The sequence below is a fragment of the Novosphingobium resinovorum genome (assembly GCF_036352595.1).
GTDB lineage: Bacteria > Pseudomonadota > Alphaproteobacteria > Sphingomonadales > Sphingomonadaceae > Novosphingobium > Novosphingobium resinovorum_B.
Genome location: NZ_JAZFAX010000030.1, coordinates 1 through 12,025 on the forward strand (window position 1 = coordinate 1; position 12,025 = coordinate 12,025).

Annotated in this window: 18 protein-coding genes; 13 read left to right on the forward strand and 5 right to left on the reverse strand. The window is 66.8% G+C overall.

Translation table 11 applies throughout. The annotated features are described in order from the left end of the window. The first annotated feature begins 131 nt into the window (after nt 1–131). A complete protein-coding gene (locus V2S85_RS21345) occupies nt 132–665 on the forward strand; it encodes a flavin reductase family protein (RefSeq protein WP_330704830.1) in 534 nt (177 codons plus the stop codon). 96 nt (nt 666–761) lie between these two features. Here V2S85_RS21345 and V2S85_RS21350 read toward each other — a convergent pair whose 3' ends face one another. Continuing rightward, nucleotides 762–1,370, reverse strand: a complete 609-nt coding sequence (locus tag V2S85_RS21350; RefSeq protein ID WP_330704831.1) for an HNH endonuclease — start codon at nt 1,368–1,370, stop codon at nt 762–764. Nucleotides 1,371–1,526: 156 nt separating this feature from the next. On the opposite strand from V2S85_RS21350, the gene gluQRS reads away from it, so the two are divergent. The 5 genes from gluQRS to V2S85_RS21375 all read left to right on the forward strand — a co-directional run bounded on the left by gluQRS (nt 1,527) and on the right by V2S85_RS21375 (nt 4,659). After that, nucleotides 1,527–2,369 (forward strand): tRNA glutamyl-Q(34) synthetase GluQRS, encoded by an 843-nt coding sequence (gene gluQRS, locus V2S85_RS21355; protein WP_330704832.1) that lies wholly within the window; start codon nt 1,527–1,529, stop codon nt 2,367–2,369. Next, on the forward strand, nt 2,366–2,599 hold the full coding sequence (locus V2S85_RS21360; RefSeq protein WP_330704833.1) for a hypothetical protein: 234 nt from the start codon (nt 2,366–2,368) through the stop codon (nt 2,597–2,599). The genes gluQRS and V2S85_RS21360 overlap by 4 nt, the downstream gene beginning before the upstream one ends. A 3-nt stretch (nt 2,600–2,602) precedes the next feature. Continuing rightward, nucleotides 2,603–3,172, forward strand: a complete 570-nt coding sequence (locus V2S85_RS21365; RefSeq protein WP_330704834.1) for a cob(I)yrinic acid a,c-diamide adenosyltransferase — start codon at nt 2,603–2,605, stop codon at nt 3,170–3,172. A gap of 58 nt (nt 3,173–3,230) precedes the next feature. Further along, the gene (locus tag V2S85_RS21370; protein WP_330704835.1) at nt 3,231–4,100 is read left to right on the forward strand and encodes a 3-hydroxyacyl-CoA dehydrogenase family protein; all 870 of its coding nucleotides are present in this window, start codon (nt 3,231–3,233) and stop codon (nt 4,098–4,100) included. A gap of 244 nt (nt 4,101–4,344) precedes the next feature. After that, nucleotides 4,345–4,659, forward strand: coding sequence for a hypothetical protein (locus V2S85_RS21375; protein WP_330704836.1), 315 nt, complete (start codon nt 4,345–4,347; stop codon nt 4,657–4,659). 6 nt (nt 4,660–4,665) lie between these two features. Here the strand turns inward: V2S85_RS21375 and V2S85_RS21380 are convergent, their stop codons facing one another. Together V2S85_RS21380 and V2S85_RS21385 are read right to left on the reverse strand one after the other, a co-directional pair. Beyond that, nucleotides 4,666–4,887 (reverse strand): hypothetical protein, encoded by a 222-nt coding sequence (locus V2S85_RS21380; RefSeq protein ID WP_330704837.1) that lies wholly within the window; start codon nt 4,885–4,887, stop codon nt 4,666–4,668. A 62-nt stretch (nt 4,888–4,949) separates the two neighbouring features. Beyond that, nucleotides 4,950–5,246, reverse strand: a complete 297-nt coding sequence (locus V2S85_RS21385) for a hypothetical protein (RefSeq protein ID WP_330704838.1) — start codon at nt 5,244–5,246, stop codon at nt 4,950–4,952. A gap of 129 nt (nt 5,247–5,375) precedes the next feature. Between V2S85_RS21385 and V2S85_RS21390 the strand changes: the two genes are divergently transcribed. From V2S85_RS21390 to V2S85_RS21410, 5 genes are all read left to right on the forward strand, one after another. After that, a complete protein-coding gene (locus V2S85_RS21390; RefSeq protein ID WP_330704839.1) occupies nt 5,376–5,801 on the forward strand; it encodes a CBS domain-containing protein in 426 nt (141 codons plus the stop codon). 100 nt (nt 5,802–5,901) lie between these two features. Beyond that, nucleotides 5,902–6,234 (forward strand): iron-sulfur cluster insertion protein ErpA, encoded by a 333-nt coding sequence (erpA, locus tag V2S85_RS21395; RefSeq protein ID WP_330704887.1) that lies wholly within the window; start codon nt 5,902–5,904, stop codon nt 6,232–6,234. Next, nucleotides 6,231–7,007, forward strand: coding sequence for an exodeoxyribonuclease III (xth, locus tag V2S85_RS21400; RefSeq protein WP_330704840.1), 777 nt, complete (start codon nt 6,231–6,233; stop codon nt 7,005–7,007). The genes erpA and xth overlap by 4 nt, the downstream gene beginning before the upstream one ends. Before the next feature lie 101 nt (nt 7,008–7,108). Beyond that, a complete protein-coding gene (locus V2S85_RS21405; RefSeq protein ID WP_330704841.1) occupies nt 7,109–8,458 on the forward strand; it encodes a sensor histidine kinase in 1,350 nt (449 codons plus the stop codon). Then, entirely contained in the window at nt 8,451–9,233 is a 783-nt protein-coding gene (locus tag V2S85_RS21410; RefSeq protein ID WP_330704842.1) for a LytTR family DNA-binding domain-containing protein, read from the forward strand. The genes V2S85_RS21405 and V2S85_RS21410 overlap by 8 nt, the downstream gene beginning before the upstream one ends. Before the next feature lie 65 nt (nt 9,234–9,298). Here V2S85_RS21410 and V2S85_RS21415 read toward each other — a convergent pair whose 3' ends face one another. Next, nucleotides 9,299–9,610 carry a UrcA family protein gene (locus V2S85_RS21415; protein ID WP_330704843.1) on the reverse strand — a complete coding sequence of 104 codons (312 nt, stop codon included), beginning with the start codon at nt 9,608–9,610 and terminating at the stop codon, nt 9,299–9,301. A gap of 290 nt (nt 9,611–9,900) precedes the next feature. On the opposite strand from V2S85_RS21415, the gene V2S85_RS21420 reads away from it, so the two are divergent. Next, nucleotides 9,901–10,761, forward strand: coding sequence for a diacylglycerol/lipid kinase family protein (locus tag V2S85_RS21420; RefSeq protein ID WP_330704844.1), 861 nt, complete (start codon nt 9,901–9,903; stop codon nt 10,759–10,761). 39 nt (nt 10,762–10,800) lie between these two features. Beyond that, the gene (locus V2S85_RS21425; RefSeq protein ID WP_330704845.1) at nt 10,801–11,664 is read left to right on the forward strand and encodes a metallophosphoesterase; all 864 of its coding nucleotides are present in this window, start codon (nt 10,801–10,803) and stop codon (nt 11,662–11,664) included. Nucleotides 11,665–11,680: 16 nt separating this feature from the next. Here the strand turns inward: V2S85_RS21425 and V2S85_RS21430 are convergent, their stop codons facing one another. After that, on the reverse strand, nt 11,681–12,001 hold the full coding sequence (locus tag V2S85_RS21430; RefSeq protein WP_330704846.1) for a hypothetical protein: 321 nt from the start codon (nt 11,999–12,001) through the stop codon (nt 11,681–11,683). Nucleotides 12,002–12,025 lie beyond the last annotated feature (24 nt).

Below are 12,025 nucleotides of genomic sequence, written 5' to 3' on the forward strand. Positions count from 1 at the left end.
CACAAGCGCGTCGAGCCTTCGTGCAGGACGAGACCATCATGCCCGACGCGCTTGTGCAGGCGTCCGGGCCATCGTATTCAACCGCTGGACTCTCGTTATGATCGAGGGACTGACGGGGGGCAGGTCACCCCGTGTCCCACGCCCGGCAGTTCCTGGAACCCGGGCCGGTCGTGCTGCTGACCACCCGCCATGCCGGCAACGACAACGTCATGACGCTGGGCTGGCATCAGGTTCTGGACTTCTCGCCATCGGTCATCAGCTGCGTGGTTTCGCGCGGCTGCCGCAGCTTCGACATGCTGCGCGCCTCGGGCCAGTGCGTGCTCAACGTGCCGACGAGCGAGATGCTGGACGCCGTGGTGCGGGTGGACAACTGCTCGGGCGAGGAGATCGACAAGTTCGCCGCCTTCGGCATCGAGCGCGAGGAAGCGGACGACGTCGATGCGCCGGTTCTCCCGCAGTGCCACGCCCGCCTCGAATGCCGGCTGCGCGACGACCGGGCGGTCGAGCGCTACAACCTGTTCATTCTCGAAGTCACCCGCATCCGCGCCCGGCGCTCGCCGAAGCAGCCCGAATTCCTGCACTACGCAGGCGACGGGGTGTTCATGCTGTCGGGCAAGCGGGTGTCGCGCAGGAAGCTGTTCCGGCCGGAAATGCTGGGCTTCTGAGAAACCGTTTGAAGATGCCCGAATGCGATTTTTGAAGCTTTGCCGGGCCGGTGCCGCAAAATTCGCGTATCGCGAACTTTACAACGGTTTCTGAGCCTATTCCTCCAGCTCGATGTCCCAGTAGAGCCAGTCGCGCCAGGTTTCGTGGAGGTAGTTGGGCGGAAAGCCCTTGCCGCGTTCCTGCAACTGCCAGCTCGTCGGCCGGATCGGATGGACCAGAGGCGGCATGTTCGCCTGCTTCGGAGTGCGGCCGCCCTTCTTCAGATTGCACGGCGCGCAGGCGGTGAGGATGTTCTCCCAGCTCGTCCGCCCGCCCAGGCGGCGCGGGACGACATGGTCGAACGTGAGATTATGAGGGCTGCCGCAATACTGGCAGGAGAACCTGTCGCGCAGGAACAGGTTGAAGCGGGTGAAGGCGGGAAACTCGCTCGGTTTCACATACTGGCGCAGTGCGATCACGGAAGGAATCTGCATCGTCCAGTTGGGCGAATGCACCGCGCGTTCGTAGCTTGAAACGATATCGACCCGCTCCAGCACCACCGCCTTGATCGCGGTCTGCCAGGGCCAGAGACTTAAGGGGTAGTAGGAAAGCGGGGTATAATCCGCATTCAGCACGAGAGCAGGGCAGTCGGAAAGACTTCGGGAGGGATCACCCTCCGCGCTGCGGAACCGGGCCGCGCGCTCGATCAGCTCCGACTTGAGCATGGCCTCCTGTCGCAGGCCGGGATTGCGGTTTGATGGCAGTCCATGCGCTATTTCCAGCACTTGCGCGACTCCGCGTCAAGATGGCGGATTCGCGACGCCCTCGCGCAATCCACAGGGATGTTTGCGGATACCGAACCTAACGCTAGGACGAGGGCGATGCGCACCCGCTTCGCCCCCAGCCCCAACGGCCCCCTCCATCTTGGCCACGCCTATGCCGCGATCGTCGCGCACGACACCGCAAAGGCGCGCGATGGGGAATTCATCCTGCGTATCGAAGATATCGACGGCGACCGCAGCCGCGCCCAATTCGTCGCGGAATTCCTGCTCGACCTCGCGTGGCTCGGCCTCGCATGGGACGGCGAGGCGGTGTTCCAGTCGCACCGGCTGGCCAGCTTTTCTGAGGCTGGTGAGCGGCTGAACGCGATGGGCCTGCTCTACCCCTGCACCTGCACCCGCGCCGAGATCGCCGCCGCCGCCACGCAGTTCGGACCGGACGGGCCGGTCTATCCCGGCACTTGCCGCCATCGCGAGATCGATCCTCGGAATGCCGCGTGGCGGCTCGACGTGGGCAAGGCCATGGCGCTCGCCGGCCCGCTGGAATGGCTGGACGAAAACGCCGGACTAAAGACCGCTACCCCGCAGATCTTCGGCGATGTCGTGCTGCTGCGCAAAGACCTGCCCGCCAGCTACCACCTTGCCGCCACGCTGGACGATGCGACCGACGGCATCACCCTCGTCACCCGGGGCATGGACCTGTTTCCAGCCAGCCACGTCCACCGGCTGCTGCAGGCCTTGCTCGACCTGCCGGTGCCGACCTGGCTGCACCATCCACTGCTCATAGAGGCGGACGGGCGCAAGCTGGCCAAGCGGCGCGGCGCCCCCTCGCTCGCCGACCGCCGCCGCGCCGGAGAGGACGGCCACGCCATCGCCGAGGCATTGCGCAACGGTGTGCTGCCCGCTGGCCTTTCGTTCTCGCAAGGGGTACACCACGCGCCATGAGCTACATTCTCGTGCCCGTAATCATCGTGCTCGTGGTCATGGTGATCGTCAGCCTCGTGCGCGGCATCGTCGCCTTCATGAACAGCACGAAGGAAGACCTGCACCGCGATCCGAACGCCACCGGACCCTCTGCCAACCAGTTGCTGCAGAACAAAATGATGTTCAACCGCATCAAGTATCAGGCCGCCGCCGTGGTGGTCTGTGCGCTGCTCCTGGCCATGGCGCGCTGATCCTTGGTCCGGCTCAACAAGATCTACACCCGCACCGGCGATGACGGCACCACTGGCCTCGTCGATGGCTCGCGCCTCCCCAAGCATGCCGCGCGCATGGAGGCGATCGGTGCCGTGGATGAGACGAACTGCGCGATAGGGGTGGCCATAGCGGCACTCAGCGGCACTCAACATGCCCACACGCTCACGCACATCCAGAACGACATGTTCGACCTCGGCGCCGACCTCGCCACACCGGGCACCGACTTCACCCCCGGCGAGATGACCCTGCGCATCGTCCCCGCACAAGTCGTCTGGCTCGAAAATGCCATCGACGCGATCAACGAAAACCTCTCTCCCCTGCGCAGCTTCATCCTGCCCGGCGGGAGCGAGGCCGCCGCGCGCGTCCACGTCGCCCGCGCCTCCGCCCGCGCCGCCGAACGTCGCGCCACCGCGCTCGCCGCGACCGATGCCGTGAACCCCGCCGCGCTCGGCTATCTCAACCGGTTGAGCGACTACCTCTTCGTCCTCGCCCGTGCGGTCAATCGCGACGGCGCCGATGACGTGCTTTGGGTGCCGGGACAAAACCGCTAGGTTCCCTCCGCGATCCCGAGGTGTTAAGCGCCCGGTTAAACGACAGAGGAGTTTGGCAGTGCAGTCAGTCGGCATCATCGGCGCAGGCATCATGGGGTCGGGCATCGCCCAGACCGTGGCGAGCAAGGGCATGGACGTGATCCTCACGGACATCAGCCTCGAGAACGCCGAAAAGGGCAAGGCCGGCATCGCCAAGGGCCTTGCCAGGCTGGTCGCCAAGGAAAAGATCAGCCAGGCCGACGCCGACGCGCTGCTCGCCCGCATCACCCCCGCCGCCGACTACTCCGCAATGCAGGCTTGCGACCTCATCATCGAAGCCGCCACCGAGCGCGAGGACATCAAGCACAAGATCTTCGAAGCCGCCGGCAAGGTGCTGGGCGCGAATGCCATCATGGCGTCGAACACCAGCTCGATCCCGATCACCCGCATGGCCGCCAGCTCGCCCGACGCCGCGCGCTTCTGCGGCCTCCATTTCTTCAACCCGGTGCCGCTGATGGGCCTGGTCGAAGTGATCCCCGGTCTCGCGACCTCGCAGGACACCATCGACCGCATGAAGGCGTTCGGCGAAAAACTGGGCAAGACCGTGGTGCTCGCGGGCGACGAACCCGGCTTCGTCGTCAACCGCATCCTGTGCCCGATGCTGAACGAGGCGATCTTCGTGCTCGGCGCCGGCATCGGCTCGGTCGAGGATATCGACGCAGGCTGCAAGATCGGCCTCAACCATCCGATGGGACCGCTGACGCTGGCGGACTTCGTCGGCCTCGACACCCTGCTCGAGATCATGAAGGTCTTCCACTCGACCACCGGCGATCCGAAGTACCGCCCCGCACCGCTGCTGCAGAAGTACGTCGAGGCGGGCTGGTACGGCCGCAAATCGGGTAAGGGGTTCTACGATTATTCGGGCGAGACGCCGGTTCCTTCGCGGTAATCTGGAAAAGCGATAAAGCAGGGGTTTACCACCCCTGCACCCCGTATACCGTCGAGATCACGCGCGTAGCTTCGTCGCTCACTGACGTAGCGTCAGGAGACTTATAGCCTGCGGCGCAATGTGAGACCGACACCGCTGCGCGCGAAACGACGACAGTATGGGGGTCTGGGGCGATGGCCCCAGATTCCTTTCTGGAACCTCCTCCTTCTCCTTCCCGTTTCATCAACCGAAGGAGAATCCCAAAATGACCGACCGCCCCGAAGACCTCGCCCCGGAAACGGTGAACGACGAGCAGGAAGACGAGGCCGCACAGGCCCAGACCGTGGCCGAACAGGCGCAGGCCCGCGGCGCCAAGGGCCTTGGCTATACCGAGAAGGCCAAGGGCGGGATTCAGGGCGAAGACGATGTCGAGGACGTCGTCGATCACATGAACCAGATGGACACCAGCGGCACGATCGACATGTCCGCCTATGACGGCGAGGAGACGATGGACGATCTCGAGGGCCGCTACGGCAAGGACAATGCGGCCGATCCCGAATTCAGCGACGACGATTCCTGATCGTGGTCATTTGCCGCCGGTCGCATGCGACCATGCGGCGATGGCACGCTCTGCCTGTTCCTTTTGGGCCTGTTCCCCTTGAGCCTGCTGCTGCGCGGCCGAATCGGCGCCGTCGTCGCCGCCCTCCGGCGTCGGGATGCTGCAGTAGGCCGTGGCCAGCACGCCTGCGGACCACATCAGCGCATGCCAACGGCTCTTGAAGACGTGAGTGATCTTGGGGCCGAACATGGCGCCGGGATAGCGCCGACAGGTTAATATCCGATGCCTGTTCGCGCAGTGGCTAACAGAGGCTATTTGTGCGGATTGTCCTCTTCCAGCGGATCAACGACGGCTTCGTCGTGTCCGGTGCCGCTGGACAGGAAGGCCAGGCCCATCAGCGCCGATGCCAGCAGCATGGTGAAGCCGATTCCCAGCGCCGTCGCGATGTAGAAATGGATCGAGATCATCCCGTTCGAACGGTAGAGCACCAGCACCGACCCGATCACCAGCCCGACCGTGATCGTCATCATCCAGCGCATGATCCGCAGGTAGCGCGCCCAGGCATGCGCGGCCTTTTCCGGATCGTCGAGGGGGGAGGGCGGTATCATCGCGCCTTATCTGGCCCCGATGCCGTTCCATCGCAAGCATGACGTGACGCCGGGCCCGGGGTTGTGTTAGGCTCCCTACGGGGCAAGCTGCGGGAACAGAGGCTCCTTCAACAACAGGGAGAGCTGACGATGACCATTGGTCGTATTATCGAAGGCCGTGACGCCGTGGTTACCTGCGACGTCGCCATGTCCGTCCGCGATGCGGCGGGCATTCTCGCCGAGCGCCGCATCGGCGCCGTACCGGTGATGGAGAACGGCGAGATCGCCGGGATCTTCTCCGAGCGCGACGTGATCTACAAGCTGCGCGAACTCGGTGCGTCCGTGCTCGACATGCCGCTGGGCCATATCATGACCGCCATGCCGGTGACGGTGGAGACGGATACCTCGGTCATGGCCGCGCTTTCGCTGATGACCCGGCGGCGTATCCGCCACCTGCCGGTGGTCAACGACGGGCATATGGTCGGGTTCGTCTCGATCGGCGATCTGGTGAAGTATCGCATCGACAAGATCGAGACCGAGGCGGCGGCGATGCGGGATTATATCCAGACGGCGTGAATCTTCGCGCCGGCTCCCGGCCCCAGGTCTAGCAAGCCGGGTCCGGCAAGGTTGCGGCGGGGAACTTGCCGCAGCCACCTTGCGCGCCTACATCAGGGGCATGGACCAGCACAGCCTGACACTCAGCCCTTCGGCCGCCGCGCGCGTCGCCGCGATCGCAAGCAAGCAGGGCAAGCCCGCCATCCTGCGGCTTGCCGTGGAAGGCGGCGGTTGCTCGGGCTTCCAGTACCGCTTCGGCCTCGCCGACGCGGCGGAGGCGGACGACAGCGTGGTCGAGACCGACGGCGTGCGGCTGGTGGTCGATTCGGTCAGCCTCGACCTCGTGCAGGGCTGTGTCGTCGATTTCGTCGAATCGCTGGGCGGCGCGGCCTTCAAGGTTGAGAACCCCAATGCGGCTGCGGGCTGCGGCTGCGGATCCAGCTTTTCCGTATGAAAATCTCCACGTTCAACATCAACGGGGTGAAGGCGCGCCTTCCCCGCCTGCTCGAATGGCTGGAGGAAACCCGCCCCGCCGTCGCCTGCCTGCAGGAGATCAAGACGCAGGACGAAGGCTTCCCCATCGCCGAGTTCGAGAAGCTGGGCTACAAGGGTATCTGGCACGGCCAGAAGGGCTTCAACGGCGTCGCCATCCTCGCCGACGGGGAGATGCCGGTCGAAATCCAGCGCGGCCTCGATGGCGAGCCCGAGGACGAGCATTCGCGCTATCTCGAAGCCCAGGTGTTCGGCGTGCGGGTAGTGTGCATCTACCTGCCCAACGGCAATCCGCTGCCCGGTCCCAAGTTCGACTACAAGCTGCGCTGGATGGAGCGCCTGCGCCGCCGCATGGACGCGATCCGGGCGGAGGAAGTCCCGGCGATCGTCACCGGCGACTACAACGTCATCCCCACCGACCGCGACGTCTGGGCGCCCCCGGCGATGGCCGCCGATGCACTGATGCAGCCCGAATCGCGCGACGCCTACTTCCGCCTGCTCGGCGATGGCTGGACGGATGCGCTTGCCACGCACAACCCGCGCGGGGGCGTGTGGACGTACTGGGACTATCAGGCCGGTGCCTGGCAGCGCGACCATGGCTTCCGCATCGACCATTCGCTGCTCTCGCCCGAACTGGCGGACCGGCTGGTCGCCTGCGGCGTCGACAAGGCGCATCGCGGGCGCGAGAAGGCCAGCGACCATGCCCCGGTATGGGTGGAACTGCGCGCGGCGTAACCGGCGTCTCGAACCCGCGCTGACCGCCCTTCGACCAACGACAGATCCCGGCCGATCGGGGAACTGGTGCGACGAACCGTTTTCGCGCTAGACCGGACGTAATGTCCGACGCCGATCTCTATCCCCGCGTTCCCGCGCGGCTCGTCCTGCTGTCGCTCGCCGCCCTGTGGGCGTGCTACTTCATCGTCGCCAGCCTGCGCGGCGCGGTGATGGGCTTCGACCTCGACTGGCCGATCCTGTCGCGGCGCCTGACGATCTGCATCGTCTCGATGCTCATCATGGCGGCGGTCTGGCCGCTGCTGCAGCTGCTCGATCGCAAGTCGGGCGGCGTGCGCTTCGCGATCGTGCTGATCGGCGCGCTGCCGCTGTCGCTGGCGCTGAGCATCGTCAACGACGTGATCTTCGCCGACATCGAGGTCTCCGCTTATGGCAGCGAGGCCGACGCCGCCGCGGTGAAGGCCGGAAACGTGCGAATCTCACGCGATGAGGCCGGCAACATCCTGGTCGATCTGCCCAAGGTTCCCCTGCCCCCTGCCCCCCCCGGCCCGCTGTCCACCGGGTCCGGAACCGGCGACGAGACCGATGCCGCCGGCGATGCGGGCGCGCGCGACGATCTCCCCGAAACGCCGGCGGCGCCGCGCGAGGGAACCGGCTCCTCGGCGATCACCATCAACACCGGGTCCGCGCTGGGCCAGGATCTGGGCCGCTGGGCGGCGATCGCCGACACCGCATTCGGTCGCTACTTCCTGGTGCTGGCCTGGGTGGCACTCTATTTCGCGCTCGCCAAGGCGGAGGAAGCCCGCGCGGCCGAGCGCCGGGAAGGCGAATACCGCCGCGCCGCCGAGGCGGCCGAGCTTCGCTCGCTGCGCTACCAGGTCAATCCGCACTTCCTGTTCAACACGCTCAATTCGCTTTCGGCGCTGGTCATGGTGGGGCGGCAGGACGACGCGGAGGAGATGATCCAGACCTTGTCGACCTTCTACCGCCGCTCGCTTTCCGGCGATCCGACCAACGACCTGTCGCTGGTGGACGAGATCGACATGCAGCGGCTCTACTTCGCAATCGAGGCGGTTCGCTTCCCCAATCGATTGCTGACGCACATCGATATTGACGAGGCCGTTCTCGATGCGAAAGTTCCGGGCATGATCCTGCAGCCCCTCGTCGAGAACTCCGTCAAGTACGCCGTCGCCGCCACCCAGCGGCCGGTGACGATCGCCATCGAGGCCCGGCGCGAAGGCGGCCAGCTCGTCATCGCCGTCCACGACGACGGGCCGGGGGAGCGTGAAAGCGGGCCCCGCCTCAAGACCGAAGGCTGCGGCATCGGCCTCGCCAACGTGCGCGACCGGCTGCGGGCCCGCTATGGCGAGGCGGCGAAGATCACCTTCGGCAGCCGCCCCGAAGGCGGCTTCGCGACGATCCTGCGCATGCCGCTGGAACTCGGTCATGCTTGAGCGCGAAAGCGGCGCGCCCGCCCGCCCCTCCGCCCCCCTGCGCACCCTCATCGTCGACGACGAACCGCTCGCGGTGGAACGCATGCAGGTCATCTGCGCGCGGATCGAGGGGATTTCGGTAATCGGCACCGCCAGCGACGGACAGGCCGCGCTGCGCCTGATCGACGCGCTGTCCCCCGACCTGCTGCTGCTCGACCTGACGATGCCCGAGACCGACGGGCTGACGGTGGCGCGCAACCTGGCCGGCCGCGCCGATGCGCCCGCCGTGATCTTCGTGACCGCGCATGACGAGTTCGCGGTCGAGGCGTTCGATCTCGACGCGGTGGACTACGTGCTCAAGCCGGTCGCGCCCGATCGCCTGCAGCGCGCCGTCGGCCGGGTCGTCGCGCGCCGCAGCGAGCGGCCGGTGCCGCCCCCGCCGCCCGGCGAATGGCTTGAGGAATTCTGGGTGCCGCATCGTTCGGAGCTGGTGCGGGTGCCGGCCGCCGACGTCCAGCGCATCGATGCCGAGCGCGACTATGTGCGCCTGCATGTGGCGCGGCCGGACGGCAACGCGCAAAGCTACCTGCTGCTCCAGACCATCACCAGCCTGCAGGAGCGCCTCGATCCCGAGCGCTTCATCCGCATCCACCGCAGCTGCATCCTGCAACGCAGCCACGTCTCCGGCCTGCGGCACGAAGGGCTGGGCGTGTGGTCGGCCGAAACCGCCGACGGCGAGGCCTTGCGGATCGGGCGGACTTATCTTCCCGCCGTGAAGAAAATGGCGGGCCGCTAGGGCCCGCCACAAGGTTTTCCGGGTCTTTTCTCTTTTGGGACCAGGATGGATGGGGTGGGGCCGGATCAGCCGCCGAGGCGGGTGTCGTCGGCCTTGTCGATCGCGGCGGCGACATGCTCGCGCACGTCGTGCAGGGCCTGCTTGTAGCACTCGCGATCGATGGTCGAGCCGACCAGGGTTCCGGTGGTGGGGCGGCTCGTGCGGCAGACGCTGCGCGCGGCGTGGTCGATGCGGGTGCGCAGTTCCTTCTGCCCTTGCGGCGTGGCGAGGTCGAGATCGCGGTAGCTGACTTCGCTGGTGGCGGCGAAAGCGGCGGGAGCGGCGAACAGGCCGGCGGTGCAGAGAGCGGCGGCGGCGACGATGGCGGTCTTGAACATGATGACTTCCTCCTCAGGGTGTGAGCCTTGGAAGGTGTGTTCCGTCCGGCTCGATGAGTGTGATGTGCACGCACCGGCCGGGACGATCACGCGAAGGTCGATTGCGGGGTGAAGCGGTCCGACGAAGGCGCGGCGAACCGGACCAACGACATTTGTAGTCGGACGAATGACATGCAACATCATGAGGCCGGGCGGGTCCGCGATGTTCGAATCGTGCGCATGCCCCGCGAATCACCGATCGGTGGCCATTTTCGATGGAACCATGCCCGGCTTGCGGGCTTGTGCCGCGCATGAGCACAGCGCACGACAAGGTCTGGCTGGTCTGCAATGCGACCAGCGGCAGCAACAACGATACCGCCGTGGACGAACTGGTCGCGGCGTTCGCCGCGGCGGGCCTCGATCCCGACCGCATCCTGCGCTTTCCCGACGACCCGGCGCCCTCTCCCGCCGATCTCGACGCCGCGGGCGTGACGATGCTCGCGGTGTTCGGCGGCGACGGCACGACGCATTCGGTGGTCATGGCGGCGATGGGCTGGGGTGGGGCGGTGCTGGTGCTTCCGGGCGGGACGATGAACCTGCTCGCCAAGCGCATGCATGGCGATGTCCCGGCGGCCGAGATCGTCGCACGGCTGCCGGGCGGCGCGCGTCGCACCGTGCGCCCCAACGTGATCCGCTCACGCCATGGCATCGGCCTCACCGGCGCGCTGGCCGGGCCGGGCACGGTGTGGAACGAAGTGCGCGAGGCGATGCGGGCGCTGAACGTCATCGACTTCGTCGCGTCCACGCGCGATGCCATCGCACATTCGGCGAATGGCCCGAAAGTCGTCTGCACCGAGGTCGACTGCGGCCGCGAGGAGGGCTATGCGGCGATCACGGTGGTTCCCAAGGACGACGGGCTGCGGGCGAACGGCTACTATGCCGAATCGCTGGCGGACTACGCCGGGCAAGGCATCGCCCTGCTCAACAGGAACTTCCGCGATGGCCCGCACGACGAATTGGGCCGTCATCCCAGGCTGCGGCTGGCCTGCCCCACGGGCGAGCCGATGGGCCTGCTCATCGACGGCGAGCCGTTCGACGGCGCGGCCGAGGAAGAATTCGAACTGGGCCGCTGCGAGGTGGACCTGGTGACGACGAAGGAGTTCGACGGATAATGCAGCAGGCCCAGGACCATGCACGGTAGGACCGGCGCCATGCACAGCGGTCCGCTGCGACTGTTCCACCTTAGCGACATCCACTTCGGGCTGGAGGATATCCGGGCGCTGGAATGGGTGGTGGACTGCATCGCGCGCGAGAAGCCGCACGCCGTCGCCATCACCGGCGACCTGACGATGCGTGCACGCCACCACGAATTCCAGGCCGCCTGCGAGTGGATCTCGGCGCTCGACGTGCCCGTCACGGTCGAGGTGGGTAACCACGACATCCCCTACTTCAACCTCTACCAGCGCTTCTTCGATCCCTACCGCCGGTTCAAGGCGATCGAGCGCATGGTCGAGACGCAGCTGGACCTGCCCAACCTCGCGATCGTGCCGCTGCGCACGACCACGCGGGCGCAATACCAGCGCTTCCCCTGGTCGAACGGCTGGGTGACCGACCACGCGCTGCGGCAGACGCTGACGGCGATCGACGAACTGCCCGAGGGCACGCGCGTGCTGGTCGCCTGCCACCACCCCCTCCCCGAGCGGCGCGCGGACGGCAAGCTGCTGACGATCAACGGCACCCGCACGATGGAAGTGCTGGCCGGGCGCAAGGTGATGGGCGTGCTGTCCGGGCACATCCACGATCCCTTCGACCTCGTCGAGGAGACCCCGGCCGGGCCGCTGCGGATGATCGGCGCGGGCACGCTGTCGAAGCGCATCCGCTCGACCCCGCCCAGCTTCAACGAGATCGTCATCGACGGCGACCGCGTCAGCGTCACCGCGCGCAATCTCGAAAAAGTGCCGACCCCGGCGATGCAGATCGACGACGTGCCCGAGAACGCCCTGCCCCCGCGCCTGCCCGGCGAACCGGTGGCGCCGGTCGGCACCGTGCCGCCGGTCGATCCGCCGGTGCACTGAGGACAGGAGCTGCCGCTCAGTACGGGCCCGAGCGCAGTTCCTGCATTTCGGCATAGTCGTCACGGGCGCGGTTGCAGGCGTCTTCGGAACCGCTCCGGCAGTCGCGCAGGTGTTTCTGGTAGCGCTTGTCGAGCTTGCCGATCTGCTCGTCGCGCTTGCGCATCTCGCGCCCGCGCTTCTCGTCGGCCTCGGACTGGCTGGTGGTGGTCCAGTCGACCGCCTTGCCGGCCACGCGCACCGGCGCGGTGACGATGCTCGCCGCCGTGCGCACACATCCGGAAAGCGCCATGGTGGCGATGAGGCCGAAGGCCAGCGAACGGGCAAGGCGCTGCGTCATGCCCGCATTGTCCCACGCCTGCGA

What these genes read in the sequence shown, in the direction of transcription:
- V2S85_RS21350 (WP_330704831.1), bottom strand. Translation starts at nt 1,370, where the DNA reads ATGCTCAAGTCGGAGCTGATCGAGCGCGCGGCCCGGTTCCGCAGCGCG.
- gluQRS (WP_330704832.1), top strand. Translation starts at nt 1,527, where the DNA reads ATGCGCACCCGCTTCGCCCCCAGCCCCAACGGCCCCCTCCATCTTGGC.
- V2S85_RS21360 (WP_330704833.1), top strand. Translation starts at nt 2,366, where the DNA reads ATGAGCTACATTCTCGTGCCCGTAATCATCGTGCTCGTGGTCATGGTG.
- V2S85_RS21375 (WP_330704836.1), top strand. Translation starts at nt 4,345, where the DNA reads ATGACCGACCGCCCCGAAGACCTCGCCCCGGAAACGGTGAACGACGAG.
- V2S85_RS21380 (WP_330704837.1), bottom strand. Translation starts at nt 4,887, where the DNA reads ATGTTCGGCCCCAAGATCACTCACGTCTTCAAGAGCCGTTGGCATGCG.
- V2S85_RS21385 (WP_330704838.1), bottom strand. Translation starts at nt 5,246, where the DNA reads ATGATACCGCCCTCCCCCCTCGACGATCCGGAAAAGGCCGCGCATGCC.
- V2S85_RS21390 (WP_330704839.1), top strand. Translation starts at nt 5,376, where the DNA reads ATGACCATTGGTCGTATTATCGAAGGCCGTGACGCCGTGGTTACCTGC.
- erpA (WP_330704887.1), top strand. Translation starts at nt 5,902, where the DNA reads ATGGACCAGCACAGCCTGACACTCAGCCCTTCGGCCGCCGCGCGCGTC.
- xth (WP_330704840.1), top strand. Translation starts at nt 6,231, where the DNA reads ATGAAAATCTCCACGTTCAACATCAACGGGGTGAAGGCGCGCCTTCCC.
- V2S85_RS21405 (WP_330704841.1), top strand. Translation starts at nt 7,109, where the DNA reads ATGTCCGACGCCGATCTCTATCCCCGCGTTCCCGCGCGGCTCGTCCTG.
- V2S85_RS21410 (WP_330704842.1), top strand. Translation starts at nt 8,451, where the DNA reads ATGCTTGAGCGCGAAAGCGGCGCGCCCGCCCGCCCCTCCGCCCCCCTG.
- V2S85_RS21415 (WP_330704843.1), bottom strand. Translation starts at nt 9,610, where the DNA reads ATGTTCAAGACCGCCATCGTCGCCGCCGCCGCTCTCTGCACCGCCGGC.
- V2S85_RS21420 (WP_330704844.1), top strand. Translation starts at nt 9,901, where the DNA reads ATGAGCACAGCGCACGACAAGGTCTGGCTGGTCTGCAATGCGACCAGC.
- V2S85_RS21425 (WP_330704845.1), top strand. Translation starts at nt 10,801, where the DNA reads ATGCACAGCGGTCCGCTGCGACTGTTCCACCTTAGCGACATCCACTTC.
- V2S85_RS21430 (WP_330704846.1), bottom strand. Translation starts at nt 12,001, where the DNA reads ATGACGCAGCGCCTTGCCCGTTCGCTGGCCTTCGGCCTCATCGCCACC.